Origin of the sequence: Saccharopolyspora griseoalba, from assembly GCF_042665275.1 — a bacterium.
Taxonomy (GTDB): Bacteria; Actinomycetota; Actinomycetes; order Mycobacteriales; family Pseudonocardiaceae; genus Saccharopolyspora; species Saccharopolyspora griseoalba.
The window spans coordinates 52,218-71,351 of sequence record NZ_JBHTCJ010000001.1 but is presented as its reverse complement, the minus strand read 5'-3'; the positions used below and the strand labels follow the sequence as shown (position 1 = coordinate 71,351).

15 protein-coding genes are annotated in these 19,134 nt (G+C 72.0%); 4 read left to right on the top strand and 11 right to left on the bottom strand.

Annotated elements, in window-relative coordinates:
* Positions 1–29 precede the first annotated feature (29 nt).
* The 6 genes from ACFQRI_RS00325 to ACFQRI_RS00300 all read right to left on the bottom strand — a co-directional run bounded on the left by ACFQRI_RS00325 (position 30) and on the right by ACFQRI_RS00300 (position 8,822).
* Positions 30–1,031 (bottom strand): ABC transporter permease, encoded by a 1,002-nt coding sequence (locus tag ACFQRI_RS00325; RefSeq protein ID WP_380662732.1) that lies wholly within the window; start codon positions 1,029–1,031, stop codon positions 30–32.
* Entirely contained in the window at positions 1,028–2,527 is a 1,500-nt protein-coding gene (locus tag ACFQRI_RS00320) for a sugar ABC transporter ATP-binding protein (RefSeq protein ID WP_380662730.1), read from the bottom strand. The genes ACFQRI_RS00325 and ACFQRI_RS00320 overlap by 4 nt, the downstream gene beginning before the upstream one ends.
* Positions 2,524–3,675, bottom strand: a complete 1,152-nt coding sequence (locus ACFQRI_RS00315; RefSeq protein WP_380662728.1) for a Gfo/Idh/MocA family protein — start codon at positions 3,673–3,675, stop codon at positions 2,524–2,526. The genes ACFQRI_RS00320 and ACFQRI_RS00315 overlap by 4 nt, the downstream gene beginning before the upstream one ends.
* A gap of 17 nt (positions 3,676–3,692) precedes the next feature.
* Positions 3,693–4,877, bottom strand: a complete 1,185-nt coding sequence (locus ACFQRI_RS00310) for an ROK family transcriptional regulator (RefSeq protein WP_380662726.1) — start codon at positions 4,875–4,877, stop codon at positions 3,693–3,695.
* A 1,607-nt stretch (positions 4,878–6,484) separates the two neighbouring features.
* The gene (locus ACFQRI_RS00305; RefSeq protein ID WP_380662724.1) at positions 6,485–7,933 is read right to left on the bottom strand and encodes a sugar porter family MFS transporter; all 1,449 of its coding nucleotides are present in this window, start codon (positions 7,931–7,933) and stop codon (positions 6,485–6,487) included.
* Positions 7,934–8,060: 127 nt separating this feature from the next.
* The gene (locus ACFQRI_RS00300; protein WP_380662722.1) at positions 8,061–8,822 is read right to left on the bottom strand and encodes a DeoR/GlpR family DNA-binding transcription regulator; all 762 of its coding nucleotides are present in this window, start codon (positions 8,820–8,822) and stop codon (positions 8,061–8,063) included.
* Between the two features lie 447 nt (positions 8,823–9,269).
* Between ACFQRI_RS00300 and ACFQRI_RS00295 the strand changes: the two genes are divergently transcribed.
* On the top strand, positions 9,270–10,862 hold the full coding sequence (locus ACFQRI_RS00295; RefSeq protein WP_380662720.1) for a glycoside hydrolase family 32 protein: 1,593 nt from the start codon (positions 9,270–9,272) through the stop codon (positions 10,860–10,862).
* 75 nt (positions 10,863–10,937) lie between these two features.
* On the opposite strand, the gene ACFQRI_RS00290 is transcribed toward ACFQRI_RS00295, so the two are convergent.
* From ACFQRI_RS00290 to ACFQRI_RS00270, 5 genes are all read right to left on the bottom strand, one after another.
* Positions 10,938–12,020: a metallophosphoesterase gene (locus tag ACFQRI_RS00290; RefSeq protein ID WP_380662718.1), complete on the bottom strand. Its 1,083-nt coding sequence runs from the start codon at positions 12,018–12,020 to the stop codon at positions 10,938–10,940.
* A 480-nt stretch (positions 12,021–12,500) separates the two neighbouring features.
* A complete protein-coding gene (locus ACFQRI_RS00285; protein WP_380662716.1) occupies positions 12,501–13,742 on the bottom strand; it encodes a trans-sulfuration enzyme family protein in 1,242 nt (413 codons plus the stop codon).
* A 132-nt stretch (positions 13,743–13,874) separates the two neighbouring features.
* Positions 13,875–14,480 carry a helix-turn-helix domain-containing protein gene (locus ACFQRI_RS00280; RefSeq protein WP_380662714.1) on the bottom strand — a complete coding sequence of 202 codons (606 nt, stop codon included), beginning with the start codon at positions 14,478–14,480 and terminating at the stop codon, positions 13,875–13,877.
* An 84-nt stretch (positions 14,481–14,564) separates the two neighbouring features.
* Positions 14,565–15,047 (bottom strand): heme-degrading domain-containing protein, encoded by a 483-nt coding sequence (locus ACFQRI_RS00275; RefSeq protein ID WP_380662712.1) that lies wholly within the window; start codon positions 15,045–15,047, stop codon positions 14,565–14,567.
* Complete coding sequence (locus ACFQRI_RS00270; RefSeq protein WP_380662710.1) at positions 15,044–16,063, bottom strand: Gfo/Idh/MocA family protein; 1,020 nt, start codon at positions 16,061–16,063, stop codon at positions 15,044–15,046. Before ACFQRI_RS00270 ends, ACFQRI_RS00275 begins: the two co-directional genes overlap by 4 nt.
* Positions 16,064–16,119: 56 nt before the next feature.
* Here ACFQRI_RS00270 and ACFQRI_RS00265 point away from each other — a divergent pair, with 56 nt between their 5' ends.
* From ACFQRI_RS00265 to ACFQRI_RS00255, 3 genes are all read left to right on the top strand, one after another.
* Positions 16,120–17,163 (top strand): ROK family transcriptional regulator, encoded by a 1,044-nt coding sequence (locus ACFQRI_RS00265; RefSeq protein WP_380662708.1) that lies wholly within the window; start codon positions 16,120–16,122, stop codon positions 17,161–17,163.
* 347 nt (positions 17,164–17,510) lie between these two features.
* On the top strand, positions 17,511–17,915 hold the full coding sequence (locus ACFQRI_RS00260) for a hypothetical protein (RefSeq protein ID WP_380662706.1): 405 nt from the start codon (positions 17,511–17,513) through the stop codon (positions 17,913–17,915).
* Positions 17,916–18,139: 224 nt separating this feature from the next.
* Positions 18,140–19,084 (top strand): endonuclease/exonuclease/phosphatase family protein, encoded by a 945-nt coding sequence (locus tag ACFQRI_RS00255; protein WP_380662704.1) that lies wholly within the window; start codon positions 18,140–18,142, stop codon positions 19,082–19,084.
* Positions 19,085–19,134: the final 50 nt, after the last annotated feature.

Below are 19,134 nucleotides of genomic sequence, written 5' to 3'. Positions count from 1 at the left end.
TTCTCCGATGGGGTGAGGTGGCAGGGAGTTCAGCTCGTCGAGCCGCGGCGCCGCGTTCGCGCCTGCACCAGGACCGCCAGCACGATGATCGCGCCCTTGGCGATGTTCTGGACGTCGGTTTCCAGGTTGTTCAGCGTGAAGACGTTGCTGAGCGTGGTGAAGATGAGCACGCCGAGCAGAGTTCCGGTCATGCTCCCGCGGCCACCGGTCAGCAGCGTGCCGCCGATGACGACCGCCGCGATCGCGTCGAGCTCGTAGAACATGCCGTTGGTCGACGCGCCCGAGGTGGTCCGGGCGACGACCATGATCGCGGCGATCGCGCAGCAGAACCCGGCCAGCGCGTAGACCAGCGCGGTGTGCCTGCGCACGTCGATCCCGGCGAGGCGCGCGGCTTCGGCGTTGCCCCCGACGGCCAGCGTCCGCCTGCCGAACGTGGTGCGGTTGAGCAGCACCCAGCCCGCGGCGAACACGATCAGGAAGATCCAGATCAGCACGGGCACGCCCAGCAGGTCGGCGTTGAACACCGCGCTGTACCCGGGGGCGTCGACGACCTGCGTCTGGCGCCCGCTGATGCGCTCGGCCAGGCCGCGGGCAGAGGCCATCATCGCCAGCGTGGCGATGAACGGCACCACCCGCCCGTAGGCGACCAGCAGCCCGTTGACCAGCCCGCAACCGGTGCCGACCAGCACGGCGCACAGCACCATCACCGCCACCCCGTAGGACTGGGTGGCCCAGGTGGTCATCCACACGCTGGACAGCGCCACGATCGAACCGACCGACAGGTCGATCCCGCCTGCCGAGATCACGAAGGTCATGCCGACGCTGACCACGCCGATCGCCGCGGCCAGTCGCAGCACGGTGGAGATGTTGCCCTCGGTGAGGAAGGCGTCCGGTCGCGTCGCGTAGCCCACCGCGCACAGCACCAGCAGCACCAGCAGCAGCGCGACCAGCCGGATGTCGGTGCGCGACCACCAGCGCCCCAGCTTCGACGTCGTCGCGCTCGCGGTCGGTGTGAGGGTTCGCTCGTTCATCGCGCCGATGCCTCCATGGCCGTTTCGAGCACGTCGGACTCGGTGATCTCGTTGGCCGGCGCCGTGCGCACCACGGTGCCGTCGCGCACGACGAGGACCCGATCGGCCAACGCCAACACCTCCGGTATGTCGCTGGAGACCAGCACGATCGCCATCCCGTCCGCGGCCAGCCCGCGCAGCAGGGCGTAGATCTCGGCGCGCGCACCGACGTCGACTCCCCTGGTCGGCTCGTCGAGCAGCAGCACCCGGCAACCGCGCAGCACCCACCGGCCGATCACGGCCTTCTGCTGGTTGCCGCCGGAGAACGCCGAGATCGGGGTTCGCGGCTCGCTGGGGCGGATCTGCAGGCGCTCGGCCACATCGCTCGCGCTGCCCGCCTCGGCGCGGAGCTTGGTGAAGCCCAAGCGGCTGTGCCGGGCCAGCGAGGCGAGCGTGAGGTTGGCCGCCAGCGACAGCTGCGGCAGCAGCGCCTGGCTCTTGCGCTCCTCGGGGGTGAGCCCGATGCCCGCGGCCACGGCGGCGGACACGCTGCCGGGTCGCACCCGCCGACCGTCGACGCGCACCTGGCCGGACGCCGCCGCGCGCGCCCCGAAGACGGTTTCCAGGATCTCGCTGCGCCCGGCTCCGACCAGGCCGGCCAGGCCGACGATCTCCCCGGCGTGCGCGGTGAGGTCGACGTCGGCGAACTCGCCGCGCCTGCTCAGCCCGCTCACCTCCAGCACCGGCCGGTCGGTGGCGGTGCTCCGGCCAGCGTTCACCTCGGGCGGCTCGCCCCCGGTCATCAGCGCGACCAAGCGGGCGGTGGTGGTCTCCGGGACGGACAGCCCGTCGGCGACGGTCCGCCCGTCCTTGAGCACCGTCACGCGGTCGCCCACTCGCCTGATCTCGTCCATCCGGTGCGAGATGTAGACCACGGCAACGCCTTCGGCGGTGAGCTCGCCGATCACGCGGAAGAGGTTGTCGACCTCGCCGGCCGAGAGCGCGGCCGTCGGTTCGTCCATGATCAGCAGGCGCACGTCGTGGCCGAGCGCCCGCGCCATCGACACCAGCTGCCGGTGCGCGGCGGGCAGATCGCCGACCTCGGCGTCCGGGGAGATGTCCGGGTGGCCCAGCCGCTCCAGCAGCTCGGCCGCCGTTCGCCGGGCCGCGCTCCTGCGGTGGAAGCCCGCCTTGGCGAGCTCGTGGCCGAGGAAGACGTTCTCCGCGACCGTCAGCCCTTCCACCAGGTCGAGCTCCTGGTAGATCGTGGCGATGCCGCGCCGCAGCGCCGCGGCGGGCGTGCCGAGCGCCACCTGCCCGCCCTGCCAGCTGATCGCGCCGCCGTCGGGTGCGTGCGCCCCGGAGAGCACCTTGATCAGCGTGGACTTGCCCGCACCGTTCTGGCCGAGCAGGCAATGCACTTCCCCGGCGCGCACCCGCAGGTCCACCCCGTCGAGGGCGCGAACCCCGGGGAACTCCTTGACGATGCCGCGCATCTCCAGCAGGTCGGGGCTCATGACTCCCCCTCGGACACCGGCATCCACCTGCTGTGGTGCGCCGCGCTGCGCTGCACGGCGTCGAGCACCCGCTGGACGCGCAGACCGGCCGCGAAGTCCGGTGCCGGCGCGCCGCGCTCGGCGATGGCGGTGACGAAGTCCCGCAGCTCGTGGACGAAGGTGTGCTCGTAGCCGAGCACGTGCCCGGGCGGGTACCAGGCCTCCAGGTAGGGGTGCCCGGGTTCGGTGGCCAGTATTCGCCGGAATCCGGCGGTTTCGGCCGGTTCGCCGGCGTCGTGGAAGGAGAGCTCGTTCATCGACTCGAAGTCGAAGGCCAAGCTCCCCGCGCTCCCGTTGATCTCGATCCGCAGGCCGTTCTTCCGCCCGCTCGCGTACCGGGTGGCCTCGAAGGTGCCCAGCGCACCGCCGCGGAACCGGGCGGTGAACAGCGCGGCGTCGTCGACGGTGACGGGTCCGGCCCGGCCCGGTTCGTCGGGCAGCGGTCGCTCGGCGACGAAGGTCTCCAGCGCTCCGGACACCGACACGACGTCCTCGTCGAGCAGGTAGTGCGCCAGGTCGACCAGGTGCGCCCCGAGGTCGCCGAGCGCCCCGGAGCCCGCCCGCTCGGCGCGCAACCGCCAGTTGATCGGGGCGTGCGGATCGACCAACCAGTCCTGCAGGTAGCTCGCCCGCACGTGGCGCGCGGTCCCGATGCGGCCCGCCGCGATCAACGATCGGGCCAGCGCCAGCGCGGGCACGCGTCGGTAGTTGAAGCCGACCATGGTCAAGATCCCGTTGCGCCGCGCGCGGCTCGCCGCCTCCTCCATGGCCGCCGCCTCGGCGACCGAGTTGGCCAGCGGTTTCTCGCACAGCACGTGCTTTCCCGCGTCCAGCGCGCTGATGGCGATCTCGGCGTGGCTGTCACCGGGGGTGCAGATGTCGACGAGGTGCACGTCGTCGCGCACCAGGACGGACTTCCAGTCGTCGGTGGACTCGGTCCAGCCGAACCGCGCGGCGGCCTCCCGCGCGGCGTCCTTGCGACGACCGCACAGCACCGCGCGCTCCGGGCGCATCGGCAGGTCGAAGACCCGCCCCACGGTCCGCCACGCCTGCGAGTGGACCGCACCCATGAAGGCGTGGCCGACCAGGGCGACTCCGAGCGTGTTCATCCGTCCTCCCACTTGGGTCATGACGCTGGTTGGACACCGAGAACGTGATCGCTGACGATCCCCGCGGCTCCGACGATCCCGGCGTTCCCGCCCAGTTCCGAGAGCACGATCGGCAGGCTGCTGGTGGCCAGCGGTGTCGATCGCCGGTACAGCTCCCCGCGAACCTCCGCGAGCAGCACGTGGCCGAGCTCGGCGACCCCACCGCCGACGACGATCATCGCCGGGTTGCAGAAGTTGACCAGCGAGGCCAGCACGCGGCCGAGGCGGCGCCCGCCGTCGCGCACCAGGCCGAGCGCCTGCGGGTCGCCCGCGCGCATCGCCGCGCCGACGTCGCGCGCGGTGAGGGTCCCCCGGTCGGCGAGGAGTTCGCGCAGACCGGGCGATTCGCCGCTGCGGGCCAGCGCGGTGGCATCGCGGGAGAGCGCCGCTCCGCTGAACCAGGCTTCCAGGCAGCCGGTCCGACCGCAGCTGCACACCGGCCCGGTGTCGTGCACCGCGATGTGGCCGATGTCGCCTGCGCTTCCGTTGCTGCCGCGCAGGACCCGGTTGCCCATGATGATGCCGCAGCCGATCCCCGTGCCGATCTTGACGAACAGGAAGTCGCGCACCGATCTCGCCAGCCCGCAGTACATCTCGCCGATCGCCATCGCGTTCACGTCGTTGTCGACCAGAACCGGGCAGTCGAACTGGTGCATGAAGTGCTCGCGCACCGGGTAGCGGTCCCAACCGGGCATGATCGGCGGGGAGACGGTGAACCCGTCGCGGAAGCTCACCGGGCCCGGCACGCCGATGCCGATGCCGTCGAGCCGCGGCAGGTGCCCGTCGGCGCGGAGCTTGCCGACCAGCTCCACCGCGCGCCCGAGGATCACCTCGGGACCTTCGGTGATGTCGATGGCTTCGCTGACGTGGGCGCGGATGTCCATGCCACCGCCGGCGACGCCGACGTCCAAGGAGCTCGCGCCGATGTCGATGCCGACGAAGCGCAGGCTCCTGGCGACCTGCACCAGGCCCGAGCGCCGACCGCCGCGGGATTCCGCCTGACCGGCGCGGTCCACCAGTTCGAGCTGTTCGAGGCGAGCCAGCTCCTGCCCGATCTTCGAGCGCGACAACGACAGCTGCGCGGCCAGTTCCGAGGCCGTTTGCGGCCCGTTGACCCGGAGCGATGTCAGGACTCGCGTCTGGTGAGCGTTTTCCGGTTGCACCGGCGATCCCTCTTCTTGCAGTCCGCGAATGAAGTAGGTCACACCGTGACGGAAGCGTTTTCCCAGGGTCAAGCGGGAGACCGGGAACCACCGCAACGGCCGCCGCCCGAACAGCTCGGCCGCGTTGGGCCGTTCGCCACGACTCGCTGCGCCCGACGGCGCACGACGAAACGGATCTCCGCGGCATAGTGGACCGAACCACCGCCTCCGAAATGTTGAAAGCGCCTTCCACCAGCGGCCCGAGATCCCGCGGAGGCGCGACTCGCCGATGCGCCAACAGGTCGAACGACCCATCACCGCCCTGCCTCCGGTCGTCATCGTCGAGAGCCGGACGGCCCAACGAGACGTGCGCCGTTCACCGCACCCACCGGCCGCGTGCCGAGCCGATCGGGACGCGGCCGTTCGAGCGAGCCGCCGCGGGGAGCGGAATACCGCCTCGCGGAAGACGTTTCGCCGGTCCCGCAGCCGCGCCGTCGCGAGCCGCGGGCTCGCGCGCGGCGTTGAGGTGCTTCCCGGGAGCGTCGTTCACTGGGCCGCGACCGCACCGGCCGACGACAGGAGATGCCCGTGCGACGCAGGACCGCGGTGCGCTACGTGCGCTACAACCGCGGCCGCATCCCCGGCGACGTCGAGCGCATCGTCAGCTCGGGGCCAGCGCCAGCGGGGCGCTGTCGGCGCTGCTCGGCGCCACGGCCCGACGCGCCGTCGGCACCTCGACGAGCTCGGCGCTGCCGATGCGAGCGAGCGGTCTTCGCCAGCGGCGCCCGGTGCCCGATCACCCATCTCGAGCACGCCGACACGGCCTACGCGTGGGACTGGGGCGAGAACCCGCTGGAATCCGGTGGGCTCGTCGACCGGACCACCTCCCGCGAGCTCGGCGCGGCGTTCGCCGACGACCAGGCCTCGCTGCGGCTGCGCGACGCGCGGGGGCCGCTCACCGCGGCGAACCACGGCGAGCACCTGCTGCGCACCTACCTGCTACCGGCGGCGATCGCCCACCTCGACGGGCTGTCGGCCTCCGCGCGGGACGACTACCTCCCCGCGGATCCGCCACTCCGGCGGCCGGGCCCGCTTCGACCGGCAGGACTGCCTCGCGCACGTGAGCGCGCGGAGGAAGACCGCACCCGCCATCGACGCGTTCGACCTGTCCGCCCGGAGAGCGGCCTCCTCGGCGTCGGCAAGACCCGGGCACACCACTTCACGGAGCACGCCCTGCGCCGCGCGACCGGCGACGAGCACGCGCAGCGACCACGACCAGCCTGCCGGGCTGCGGTCGATGAACCCCGTGCATCGCCTCGGAGGCCAACCCGGATCGGGCTCAGCACTGGTGGATCCGGGGTCGGGACCGACACCTCGACGAGCGTGGTGGGCAACGTCGCGGCGCGCCTGCGCGGGATCGGCGACGACGTGAACGCGGTGATGTACTGGGACGCGGCGGCATGCCGCCTCCGAGGACGCGGGCGACTTCGTCCTGTGGATCGGCCGCGTCACCGGCCACCACGGCCGGCGCCCCTGAGGTCTGGCGGGCCCGGCAACCGCCCCCACCAGGCCGCGAGCCGTCGCCCCGAATCGGCATGCTCACCGACCCGGGGCGACATCGGCGGGTTTCAGTCCTCGTGCGAACGAGTGGGATCGACCGGGGACCGGCGGGTGTCCTCCGAGCCGGCCTGCACGCCGAGCACGCCCTGCAGCTTCTCCAGCGGGACGCCCTTGGTCTCGGGCATCACCAGCAGCACCCAGACGAGCTGGCCGATCATGCACGCGAAGAAGAAGGCGAAGGCCATCCCGCCACCGACGACCTCGGCCAGCAGCGGGAAGATCCAGGAGATCGCGGCCGCGAAACCCCAGTGGACCAGCGAGCCGAAGGCCTGCCCGCGAGCTCGGATCGAGATCGGGAAGATCTCCGAGATGAAGACCCAGATGACCGCGCCCTGCCCGAAGGCGTGCGCGGCGACGAACAGCATCACGACGACCACGACGAGCGTGCTGGCCGCGCCGGAGAACCCGTCCTGGTGGCCGAGGAAGATCCCCGCGAGGAGGCCCAGGGTGACCAGGTAGCCGAACGATCCGACGAGCATCAGCTTGCGCCGCCCGAACCGGTCGATCACCAGCAGCGCGAGCATCGTCGCGATCAGGTTGATCGCACCGACCCCGCCGCTGCTGAGGAACGAGGCGCTCTCCCCCAGTCCCGCGGAGGCGAAGATCGAAGGTGCGTAGTAGAGGACCGCGTTGATCCCGGAGAGCTGGTTGAACGCCGCGATCGCGAACGCGAGCAGGATGACCCTGCGGTGGGAGCGCGTGAAGAACTTCGCGCCGCTCTCGACGTCGTCGGTCCCGAGCGCCTCGGCGATCTCCTCGTGGACCTCGCGCGCCTCGTCCGGGCCGGCGGTGAGGGCCGAGATCACGCGGTCGGCTTCGGCGACCCGTCCCGCCTTCATCAGCCACCGCGGGCTCTCCGGCACCAGGACCAGCAGGAGCACGAACGCGAGGGCGGGCAGCGCCTCGACGCCGAACATCCACCGCCAGGCCGTCGCTTCGGGCGCCAGGTGGAGCACGACGTAGTTCGACAGGTAGGCCAGCAGGATGCCCAGCACGATGTTGAACTGGAACAACCCCACCATCCGTCCGCGGAGCTTGGGCGGGGAGACCTCGGCGTTGTAGATCGGCGCGACCGCGGCGGCCGCGCCGACCCCGAGGCCACCGACGAAGCGCAGCACCATGAACGACACCCATTCGGGTGCGAGCGCGGAGCCGAGGGCCGACACCAGGTAGAGGATCCCGATGGCGTAGAGGACCTTCTTGCGCCCGATCAGATCGGCCGGTTTCCAGATCCCGGTCGCCGCGGCGCCGACGATGGTGCCGATCAGGGCCGTCGCGACGGTGAATCCCAGACCGCCCGCGCTCAGCGAGAACACCCGCTGCAGCGCGTCGGTCGTGCCCGAGATCACCGCGGTGTCGAAGCCGAACAGCAGGCCGCCGAGCGCCGCGATGACGGCGCTGCGCAGAGCGAGATGTCCGCGGGCGGGACCACCCGCTCGGGTCGGTGCGTTCGTCATGCCGGAAATCCTTCCTCCGTGCGGGGTTGAGCCTCCGGTCCGTGCTGGGACGTCGCGCTCCGCCGCAGCAGGAGGAGGACGGGAGCGGGAACTCGGGCGCCGGCGCGGACCGGGCGGTTCGCCGCGGTCACGCGAGCACCACGTCGATCTCGGCCTCGTTGAGCTCGGCCACCGCCTGCTCGTCGAGACCGTCGTCGGTCACCAGCACGTCGATCTCCTCCAGGGCGGCGAACCGCGCGAACTGGTCGTCGCCGTACTTGCTGTGATCGCTGAGCAGCACGCGGCGCCGGCACGCGCGGATCATCGCCGATTTCACCGCGGATTCGGCGGTGTCCGGCGTGGTGCACCCGCGCGCCGCGGAGAACCCGTTCGTCCCGAAGAACCCGACGTCGACGGTCAAACCGGCGAGGACCTCCAGCGCCCATGACTCGACCGTCGCGAGCGTCGTGCCGCGGACCCGACCGCCCAGCACGTGCAGGTTGGCGTGGTTGCGCCCGGCGAGCTGCGACGCGGCGGGCAGCGAGTTGGTGACGATGGTCAGCTCGCTCCCCTGCGGCAGCAGGGCCGCCAAGCGGCCGGTCGTGGTACCGGCGTCGAGCAGCACGGTCCCGCGCTGGGGCACCAGGTCGAGCGCGGCGCGAGCGATCCGGTCCTTCTCGTCGGCGCGCGTCCGGTCGCGCTGGTTCACCCCGGGCTCGAAGTCCAACCGCTCCAGCAGCACCGCGCCGCCGTAGACCCGCCGGATCAGGCCTTGCCGCTCCAGGGCGGCCAGATCGCGCCGGATGGTCTCGGGTGCCACCCCGAACTCCTCGGAGGCGGCGGTGACGTCCAGCCGCCCGTTCGAACGCGCCTGCTGCGCGAGCAGCTGTTGCCGTTCCGCACCGTACATGCCCGTTTCCCTCCGGTGCATTTTGATGTTGCCTGATTTTGACTGCTGCTGCTCAGCTGTCAAGCCTCGCGGACGCCGCGGTTTCGCGACGGCGGAGATCGCGCGGTGGTTTCCGAGATCTTGACAATCCGTCAACAACTCGCACAATCAGTCAGCACCAGACACAGACCGGAGACAACCGGGCATCGACGAGGTGGGCCTCGCTCGCCGATCCCGGTCCGCGCCGCAGCGGGAGGTGGACTCGATCCCGGCCCACTCCGACGCGCTTCCCGGAGTCCCAGCCGGAGGTCCCGCATCCCCACCACCGCGACCCTGAGAGCACCGGCACCACGCGCCCCTCCGCGGGCGCGTCACGTCGCCCAACACCAGTACCGAGACCCGCAGCAGGGCAACACCCACCAACTCCCGCCTGCCCGAACGGGCGGCAGGAACACCGAGGAGGTACCGATGCAGCACTCCGGCACCGGGGACGCCACCGACCCGCGTCCTCCCCAGCGACGAGCCTTCGGGCGCCGCAACTTCCTCGCCGGGGCCGGCGCCCTGGTCGGCATCGGGGCGGCGGGCCTCCCGCCGTTATCCCCGAACACCCGCGCCTGGGCCGCGGAAAGCGCCGCCGAGACCCCGCAGTGGCGGCCGTCGGTGTGCTTCACCCCGGAGCGCAACTGGATGAACGACCCGAACGGCATGGTGTACTTCCGAGGCGAGTACCACTTGTTCTTCCAGCACAACCCGTACGGCGACCAGTGGGGCAACATGTCCTGGGGGCACGCGGTCAGCACCGACCTCGTGCACTGGGACGAGCTGCCGGTGGCGATGGAACCCGACGAGCTGGGAGCCATCTTCTCCGGCTGCGCGGTGGTCGACCACCACGACACCAGCGGGTTCTTCGGCGGGCGCCCCGGTCTGGTCGCGCTCTACACCAGCGCGGGCGACACCCAGCAGCAGAGCCTCGCCTACAGCGACGACCGCGGCCGCACCTGGACCAAGTACGCGGGCAACCCGGTCATCCCCAACTCCGGCGAGGCGGACTTCCGCGATCCGAAGGTCTTCTGGCACGCGGCGACCGGCAAGTGGGTCATGTCGCTGGCCGTGGGCGATCGCATCCGGTTCTACGGCTCACCGGACCTCGTGCACTGGCAGCAGCTCAGCGAGTTCGGCGCGAACCACGGCTCGCACGACGGGGTCTGGGAATGCCCCGACCTGTTCCAGCTTCCCGTGGACGGCGACCCCCGCAACGGCAAGTGGGTGCTCATCGTCAGCATCAACCCCGGCGGTCCGGCGGGCGGCTCGGGCATGCAGTACTTCCTGGGCGATTTCGACGGCACCACCTTCACCGCGGACGGCGCGCCCGGCGACGTGCGGTGGGTCGAGGGAGGAGCCGACTTCTACGCCGCGGTGTCCTGGTCCGACGTCCCCGACGGCCGCCGGTTGTGGGTGGGCTGGATGAGCAACTGGAGCTACGCCGCCGACGTCCCCACCTCGCCGTGGCGCGGTGGCATGTCCGTCCCGCGCCAGCTGGAGCTCATCTCCACCGAAGCAGGTCCCCAGCTCGCGCAGCAGCCGGTCGCCGAGCTGACCAGGGTGCGCCGCAATCCGCGCACCTGGAGCGGCGCGGTCACCGAGCAGGGCGGAACCCCCGAGTTCGCGGGCGCGGTGCTCGACGTCGTCGCCGAGTTCCAGCTCGCCGGGGCGACGGCGACCTCGTTCGGGTTCGACGTCTTCGCCGACGGCTCCCACCGCACCCGCATCGGCTACGACGTCACCGCCGGTGAGCTGTTCGTGGACCGAACCGCCTCCGGTGAGACGGCGGTCCACGACGAGTTCCCGGCGCGGCACACCGCGGCGATGACCCCGGCCGGGGACGCCCTCCGGATCCGGGCGGTGCTCGACCGGGCCAATGTGCAGGTGTTCGGCGACCGCGGCCAGGCGGTGCTCACCGACCTGGTCTTCCCGGACGCCGGGAGCGACCGGGTGCGCGCGTTCGCCGCGGGCGGTCGAGTCGAGGTGCGGTCGCTGGAGATCTACGACCTCGACGCGTGATCACCCGGCGGCGTCGCCCGATCGCGGGCGGCGCCGCCGGCGCGCGATCGGGCCGCGCGAGGCGGGCGGTCCTGCTCAGGCGGGGATCTCGTGGGTGTAGGCCAGCCGCCCGGTGGCCGTGGCCGGGTCGGCGGAGTCGACGAGGTAGGCCCGCAAGGTCAGCCCGGCGTCGGACACCCGCAGGGTCATGAAGCCGCGGTGCGAGAAGTCCTGCCAGAACGACTCGTTGGTCACCTTGCTCTGGCCGTCCTCGGTCTGCGCGGACGCTCCGCACACGATCTGCTGCGTGCCACCGCTCGGCGCGAGGATCTGCGAGCAGTGGTCGTGCCCGGACATGATGAGGTCGGCTCGGCCGACGACGATCTGCTCGTACAGCTCCTTCAGGTGCTTGCCGCTCGCGTAGTCGTCGACGGTGATCCCGTTGTACTCGCCGGCGTTTCCGTACGGCCCGTTGTTGAGGTACGGGTGGTGCGCGATCACGATCTTCCACCGCGCCCTGGAGGCGCCCAACCGGTCGTCCAGCCAGGCCCGCTGCTCCCGCATGTAGGGCCCGTCCCAGGCGTAGTGCGGGTCTCGCTGCGGCAGGAACGAGGCGACCGGGTTGGTGTCGAGCGCGAAGAACTCCACCACCGGGTTCGCCTCCGGGACGGCCACCGAGTAGTAGCGGGCCGGCATGTACCACCGCGCCGAGGCGTCGTGGTACGCGACCTCGTAGTCACCGCGCTCGGGACCGGCACCGCTGCCGGGAACCGCCCCGGAGGTGTCGTGGTTGCCGAGGATCATCAACCACGGGACGTCGATCCCCGCGTTCGGCTGCTCGAACTTGGTCTGGAACTCGTCGTCGTCCGCGCTCTCCGGACCGTCCAGGTAGAGGTTGTCACCGAGGCCCACGGCCAGCGAAACGCCGTGCTCCGCGGCCGTTCTCCGAGCCGCCGCGGCCACCGCGTACTGCTCCGGCTTGCCCGTCCCGGCGTCACCGGTGATCAGGGCGGTGAACTCCCGCCCTGCTGGGAAGGGGAACTTGGCCGCGCCGGAGGCGGCTCGCGCCGCGCCGGGCAGCACCGCCGAACCGACCGCGGTCGCGAGCGCTCCCGCCAGGAAATCGCGACGAGGAACCGGTCCGGTGAGCCCGCGGCGGGCTGGATCTTCCGCATGCACGGATCGGGACGCTAACCGCTGCCGTTGAACCCCGCCCGAACCGCCGGTGACTCCCCCGCCAACAGCTGCGTGCGGGAGATGCGGCCGCGCTGCACCGCCCCCGCGATCGCTCCCCTCCGGGAGCTCCGGATCGGACTGGTCTGGACGTCGTGGAGCAACCATCTCGGTCCTCTCGATCGAACGACGGAGCGGGTGGCGGCGTTGCGCGCGCGGGTGCGACGCCGGGGACGCCAACACCGCCGTTCGGGGCGCGCCGCGTTCGCTCGCGGTTACGCGCGCCCGTTCGACACCAGCGCGCCGACGGCTCGGCCCCGAGATCCATCCACGGGATGGTGCCAACGCCCGTCACAGCACCACAATCTTCCGACCGGGTGAGCGCCGACGAGCTGACGCGCCGCGGTGCGGGCGCTAAATCCCGCTGCCCGCACGGCGAACGAAGCCGCGATCAGCCGTCCTGCCCGGTTCCGGCCCACCGCCGGTTCACCGCGACCCGCAGGCGGTGGTGAGCGCCGCTCCGAGGTCGGCGATGAGATCGTCGGCCGACTCCAGACCGATCGCCAGCCGGATGAGGCCGTGCTCCTGGAAGGGCGCGGCGAACGCGGCGGCTCGCTCGGGCGGGTACTGCTCGTAGGCGATGAGGGTCTCGTCGTGGCCGAGCGACACGGCCGAGGTGATGATGCGCAGGTCGTTGACGAAGCGGACCCTGCGTTCGTGCGTGCCGGGGAGCGCGAAGGACACGACTCCTCCGTGCAGGTCGCCGAACTGGGCGGCGGCCAGCGCGTGGTGCGGGTCGTCCGCCAACCCCGGGTACGCGACGTGGGCGACGCGCGGGTCCTCGGCGAGGAACTCGGCCACCGCCTGCGCGGTCTCGCACTGGCGCCGCAGCCGCAGCGGCAGCGTGATGGATCCGCGCATGATCAGCCAGGCGTTGAACGGCGAGATCGCTCCGCCCACGTGGTGCATCGGCCCGGCCTTGATCTGGTGGACGAGGTCGTCCGCGCCGATGACGGCGCCGCCCATGGCGTCGCCGTGGCCGTTGAAGTACTTGGTCAGGGAGTGCAGCACCAGGTCCGCGCCGTGGTCGAGGGGACGCAGCAGCGGCGGCGGGGTGAAGGTGGAGTCGACGGTGAGCACCGCACCAGCGGCGTGCGCGATGTCCGCCAGCGCGCGGATGTCGGCGACCCGGAGGTCCGGGTTGCCGATGGCTTCGGTGTGCACCAGCCGGGTCGTGGGGCGCACGGCCGCCCGCACGGCCTCGACGTCGGTGATGTCTACGAAGTCGACGTCGACGCCGAGCTTGGTGGGCAGCAGCGAGGCGAAGAGCTCCCAGGTCCGCATGTAGACCACGTTGGAGACGATCACGTGATCGCCGGGGTTGAGCAGCGCGAAGAAGGCGGCGTGGATGGCCGCCATGCCGGTGGCGAAGACGGCAGCCGACTCGCCGCGCTCCGAGCGGGCGAGCTTGTCCTGGAGACCGAGCTGGTTGGCGCCGGACTCGCGGGTGTAGACCAGGGCGTCGACGTCGTGGTCGTCGAGCGCGGTGGGGTCTTCGGGGAGCCGGTAGGAGTTCGCCATCACGATGGGCGTGCGAATCGCCCCGGTCGTGTCGTCGGGGCGGTTGCCTCCGTGGACCGCCCAGGACTCGTCGGTGAGCGTCCGGTGGTCGTTCTTGTCGGGCCGGGACGGCTCGGCTGCGGGGGTTCGCGGTGGGGTCGAGGTCATGAGTGCTGCGCCTTCCTGGTGGCTGGTCGGGTTTCGGCCGCGGTCTCGGCGAGGACGTGGTCGACGCCCGCGCGACGTTCGGCTCGAACGCGGAGATGCCGCGAGCACCGCCGCCGCTCCCCCGGTCCGACGTCAGGCATCGCTCGCCGCGACACCCGGGCCGGTCCCGACGCCGGGCTCGAACACCGCCAGCGAGAAGCGCGCCGAGCCCGTCGACTGATTGCCGTAGGAGTGGTCGACGTCCCCGGGGAACGCCACGGCGTCACCGGCTTCCAGGCGGACCGATCGCCCCTCGACGTCGACGGTGATCGCGCCGTCGTGCACGTGGATCAGCTCCTTCGTCCCGCGCGCGTGGGCCTCGCTGTCGTGGCGGTCGCCCGGGGCCAGGGTCCAGTCCCACAACTCGACCACGTCGGGCGGTTCGGTCCCGGCGACGAGAACTCCGCTCCCGCCGCCGGGACCGGTCCACAGCACGGCGGCCGAGCCATTGCGCGTGACCTTCACCGGCTTGGCCGGGCCGACCTCGACCAGGGCCGGGAGGCCCAGCCCGAGGGCGTCGCCGACGCTCAGCAGCGTGGCGATGCTGGGGTTGGCCGCGCCCTGCTCGATGTTGATCAGCATGCGACGGCTGATCCCGGCCGCGCGGACGAGCTCGTCGAGCGTCCACCCGCGAGCTCGTCGCTCGGACTTCACGCGGTCGCCGATCGCCGCCGACACCGACTCCGCCCTCTCTCCCATGCGGTGCATCATAGTGCACCCATAAGTGCAACGAAAGGCCAGCGCGGAGCCGCGCGACCGGACGCCCCGCCAGCGCCGGGCCCCTCAGGTCGTGCGCTGCGCGGACGAAGCCAGGAAGGCCTCGACCTGCTCGACCACGAACGCGTGGTCCTCGGCCTGGGGAAGCCCGGACACCCCCACCGTGCCCACCGGGCCGACACCGCTCACGATCACCGGGAACACCCCTCCGTGGGCCGCGTACTCGGTGGGGTCGAGCCGGGAGGCCTCCTCGAACGTCTTGCCGCGCACCCGGAACGAGGTGCCCACGTAGTAGGAGCTGCGCCCGTAGCGGTCCACCACGCGGCTCTTGCGCTCGATCCACGCGTCGTTGTCCGCCGCGGTGCCGGGCAGCGCGGCGTGGAAGAGCCGCTGCTGCCCGCGCCGCACCGAGACCACCACCGGCAGCTCCCGCTCCCGCGCGGCGTCCATCAGGAACATGCCCAACGCCAGCGCCACGTCGTTGTCGAACCGGGTGAACTGCAGCCGTTCCTCCTCGGCGGCCAAGTCCGCCAGCAGTTCCGCGCTCATACCGCGACCACCTCCCCGGTGCGGGCCGACTCGAAGGCCGCCTCGATGATTCCCAGCGAGCGCATCGCCGATTCCGGGCTGACGGGCAGCGGGCCACCCTCGGTCAGGGCGGTCACCAGCTGCGCGTAGAAGTTCGAGTACGCGCCCGGTTCCCCGGGCACCACCTCGGTCTCGCCGAGCACGCCCAGCGTCCCCGGGGTGCGCAGGCCCTCCGGGCTGCGACCTGCGGCCAGGGCCTCCTCCTGACCGTCCAGCCCCTCGCTGACGTAGGCCGACCGGGAGCCCAGCACGCGGAACCGCGGTCCGCTCTGCGCGGCGGTGGAGCTGCCCCACAGGTGCGACCGGACCCCGCTGCGGTGGGTCAGCGCCACGAACACGTCGTCGTCGACCTCGACGCCGGGGCGCCGCCGGTCCACTTCGGCGTACACCCGCGCGACCGGGCCGAACAGCTCGACGGCCTGGTCGACGAGATGCGCGCCGAGGTCGTAGAGGACGCCGCCCGCCTCCTCGGGCGCGCCGAACTCGCGCCAGTTGTCCCAGACGTCCGGCATCCACCGCTCGAAGCGGGACTCGAACCGCGCGACGTCGCCCAGCGCGCCCTCCTCGATCAGCGCGCGGACGGTGCGGAAATCGCTGTCCCAGCGCCGGTTCTGGAACACGGTCAGCGGAACGCCGGCCGATTCGGCGGCTTTCCGGACGCGCTGCGCGTCCTCGACCGTCGCGGCGAACGGCTTGTCCACCACGACCGGGACGCCGGCCTCGATCGCCTCGAGGGCGAACCGCACGTGCGTGCTGTTCGGCGTGGCGATCACCACCAGGTCCAGCTCGGCGGCGAACAGGTCGGCGGCGCTGTCGAGCAACCGCGCCTCGGGATGAGCGGCCCGCGCGTGCGCGCGGCGCTCGGCATCGCGCGTGACGATCGCCGACAGCTCCAGGCCCGGCGTCGCTTCGATCAGCGGCGCGTGAAACACCCGCCCGGCGATCCCGTAGCCGAGCAGTCCAGTCCGAAGGGTCATGGCGGCGAAATTACGCAACAGTGTTTCGTAATGTCAAACCGTGCCATAATCCGCCCGTGCCGAACTTGCGCTACCTGCGCGGCTACAACGACGCCGTCGTCCTGGAGCACGCCCGGTCGGGCTCCCTGACGCGGGGCGAGCTGGCCGAGCGCAGCGGACTGACACCGCAGGCGGTCTCCAAGATCGTCAACCGCCTCGTCGCCGACGGGCTGCTCACCAGGTCCGGCACCCGCAACGTCGGCGTCGGCAAACCCCGCACCCTGCTGTCGCTGGTCCCCGACAGCAGGCTCGCGCTCGGAGCGCAGGTGGAGCGCGACGAGCTGCGCGTCGTGCTCACCGACCTCACCGGCGCGATCGTCGAAAGCGCCACCGCGCCGCTACCGCCGTCCTTCGACCCGGAGACCTTCGTCGACGTGCTCGCCGAGCTCGTGGACAAGCTGGGCGCCGACGACCGCGTCCTCGGCCTCGGCATCGGGTTCCTCGGGCCGCTCGACCACCGCACCGGGGTGGTCCACTACCCGACCAACCTCGCCGGCTGGCAGGACGTCCCGCTGCGCGCGCTGGCCGAGCAGCGCCTCGGGCTGCCCGTGGTGGTCGACAAGGACACCACCGCCGCGGTCGTCGCCGAGAGCTGGCGGCGAGGCGAGCAGCTGCGCGACGCCGCGCTCGTCTTCGTGGGCACCGGCATCGGCATCGGCCTCCTGCTCGACGGGAGGGTGCACCGCGGCCAGCGCTCCAACGCCGGCGAGCTCGGGCACACCACGGTCCAGCTCGACGGTCCGCCGTGCGCGTGCGGCCGCAACGGGTGCGTGGAGGCGGTCCACAACCGCGCGGTCGCCGACGGCGAGCCGGCGTTCGCGGCCTCGGTCCTGGCGACGGCCGTCGCGGACCTGGTGCAGCTGCTCGACATCGACCACGTCGTCCTGGCGGGCCGAGCGGTGCTGGCCGCGCCGGAGCTGTACCTGACCAGCGTGCGCGCGACGACGACCCAGGACGCGCGCCCGCCTGCCGAGATCGAGGTCACCGCGCTCGGCGACGACCTCGTCGCCGCAGGTGCCGCGATGCTGGTGCTCAACGAGTTCTACGGACGCCCGCGCTGAAGGGGCGAACCCCTCGGGTGTTTCGGGGCGCCTCTCGCGATCGGTGAGCACCAGCCGGTTTCGAACCACCTTCGTCCGCTTCGGCCGACTTCCGAGCGGCGGACTGCCGCCGCAGCTCAAGCGGAATCGATGATTCCGAATCGGACGGTCGGGAACACCTGGCCCGTCACGACTTTCGCGCACCTTCCTGCCGACCCGCCGCCAACCGAACTGCCAGCAATGTCCGAAATGTAACGCTGCTCGCCTCCCGAGCGATGAGCCCATCGCAATGATCACGCCGGCGGATCGGGCGGTCGGACCGACCTCCGCCCGAGCTCGCCGGCCTTTCCAATCGGGAGCACCCAACGATGAGCAGCTTGAGCTTCGACAGCCAGACCAGCGCCCGCGCCGACTTCAGCGCGGACGCTGATTTCGATGCCGAAGCACTCGCCCGCGCCGCTTCCTCGGTCGAGGCCGGGGACGACTCCGAGGTTCGGCTGACGAGCGCTTCCGAGAGCGACTTCGAGGCCGAGGCGAACGCCACCGCCGACGCCGAGTTCGAGGCCTGCGCCGCGGGTTCCGGCGACGCGGTGTTCGGCACCGCCGAACCGATCATCGCCGACGGCGACCTCCAGGGCGATGTCGCCGGCGGCGCGGGAACCGAGTTCGACGGCGGCAGCGAGCTGAGCGACTTCGGCGAGTCCGCGGTCGCCGGCAGCGCTGACTTCGCCGCGGAGGGGACGGCGGACGCCGACGCGTTCCTCCTCGTCTGACGCGGCGCCGACCGCCCGCGCTGCGCCCCGCTTCCACTCGCGCAGGAGCGGGGCGCAGCGCTCCTCGGCCGGTCGAGCGCACGCGCGGCACGGCGATCCGGAAGGATTTCCACCGCACGAGATGCGGCAATTCAGCTGATGTTTCCCCGGCATCCCTTGGTCCGCCCCGCCCCGGCTCCTAGCGTGGCTCGCGAACGCCGTCGGCGAGGTTGAGGAGCCGTGCCGTGGTCAGAGTGGCGACCTGGAACCTGGAGAACCTGTTCCGCCCGGGCGGCGAATCAGGGCCGGACACCGACCAGCAGTACCAGGAGAAGCTGCGGTCCCTGGCCGGCACGATCACCACGATGAACCCGCAGGTGCTGGCCGTGCAGGAGGTCGGCGACCCCGATGCCCTGGACGACCTCGTCGGCCGGCTCCCGGGGCGGTGGCACACCGCGCTGGCCGCACCCGACGGGCGCGGCATCCGCGTCGGGTTCCTCTCCCGGTCACCGCTGGCCGACGCCGAGGAGGTCGCCGAGTTCCCCGCGGAGCTGCCCGACGTGCAGATCTCCGATGACGGCGAGACCACGCGCCGGATGAGCCGACCGCTGCTGCGGGCCCGCGTCGAGGTGGACGGCGCCGAGCTGACGCTGATGACCTGCCATCTGAAGTCAAAGCTCCTGACCTACCCCGGTGGCCGGTTCACCCCGCGCGACGAGGGCGAACGCGCGCGCTCGGCCGTCTACGCGCTGAACCGCCGCGCGGCCGAGGCCGCCACCGTGCGCACCGACGTCAACGCCGTCCTGGAGGGCCGCGGCCAGGACCGAGCCGCGATCGTGCTCGGCGACCTCAACGACACCCAGCACGCGGCCACCACCGCGCTGCTGCAGGGCCCGCCCGGCTCCGAGATCGGCACCGGCGGCTTCGAACGAGCCGACGACGGCGACGGCGCGCGATTATGGAACCTCGCCCCGCTGATCCCCGAGGGCGAACGCCACTCCCGGACCTACCGCAGCCGGCCCGAGCTCATCGATCACATCCTGGTCAGCCACGCGCTGGTCACCTCCGTCGAGACCGTGCGCACCCTCGACACCGAACCGGGGTCGGTGACCGACCGCCCCGGCGAACGCCGCAACGAACCGAGCTCCGATCACCGCCCGGTTCTCGCCGACTTCACCCCGCCCGCCTGACCCGGCGCCCTCGCCGCACCGCGCCCCGAGCTGCCGGGCTCGGGGCGCGG

What these genes read in the sequence shown, in the direction of transcription:
- ACFQRI_RS00325 (WP_380662732.1), bottom strand. Translation starts at nt 1,031, where the DNA reads ATGAACGAGCGAACCCTCACACCGACCGCGAGCGCGACGACGTCGAAG.
- ACFQRI_RS00320 (WP_380662730.1), bottom strand. Translation starts at nt 2,527, where the DNA reads ATGAGCCCCGACCTGCTGGAGATGCGCGGCATCGTCAAGGAGTTCCCC.
- ACFQRI_RS00315 (WP_380662728.1), bottom strand. Translation starts at nt 3,675, where the DNA reads ATGAACACGCTCGGAGTCGCCCTGGTCGGCCACGCCTTCATGGGTGCG.
- ACFQRI_RS00305 (WP_380662724.1), bottom strand. Translation starts at nt 7,933, where the DNA reads ATGACGAACGCACCGACCCGAGCGGGTGGTCCCGCCCGCGGACATCTC.
- ACFQRI_RS00300 (WP_380662722.1), bottom strand. Translation starts at nt 8,822, where the DNA reads ATGTACGGTGCGGAACGGCAACAGCTGCTCGCGCAGCAGGCGCGTTCG.
- ACFQRI_RS00295 (WP_380662720.1), top strand. Translation starts at nt 9,270, where the DNA reads ATGCAGCACTCCGGCACCGGGGACGCCACCGACCCGCGTCCTCCCCAG.
- ACFQRI_RS00285 (WP_380662716.1), bottom strand. Translation starts at nt 13,742, where the DNA reads ATGACCTCGACCCCACCGCGAACCCCCGCAGCCGAGCCGTCCCGGCCC.
- ACFQRI_RS00280 (WP_380662714.1), bottom strand. Translation starts at nt 14,480, where the DNA reads ATGGGAGAGAGGGCGGAGTCGGTGTCGGCGGCGATCGGCGACCGCGTG.
- ACFQRI_RS00275 (WP_380662712.1), bottom strand. Translation starts at nt 15,047, where the DNA reads ATGAGCGCGGAACTGCTGGCGGACTTGGCCGCCGAGGAGGAACGGCTG.
- ACFQRI_RS00270 (WP_380662710.1), bottom strand. Translation starts at nt 16,063, where the DNA reads ATGACCCTTCGGACTGGACTGCTCGGCTACGGGATCGCCGGGCGGGTG.
- ACFQRI_RS00260 (WP_380662706.1), top strand. Translation starts at nt 17,511, where the DNA reads ATGAGCAGCTTGAGCTTCGACAGCCAGACCAGCGCCCGCGCCGACTTC.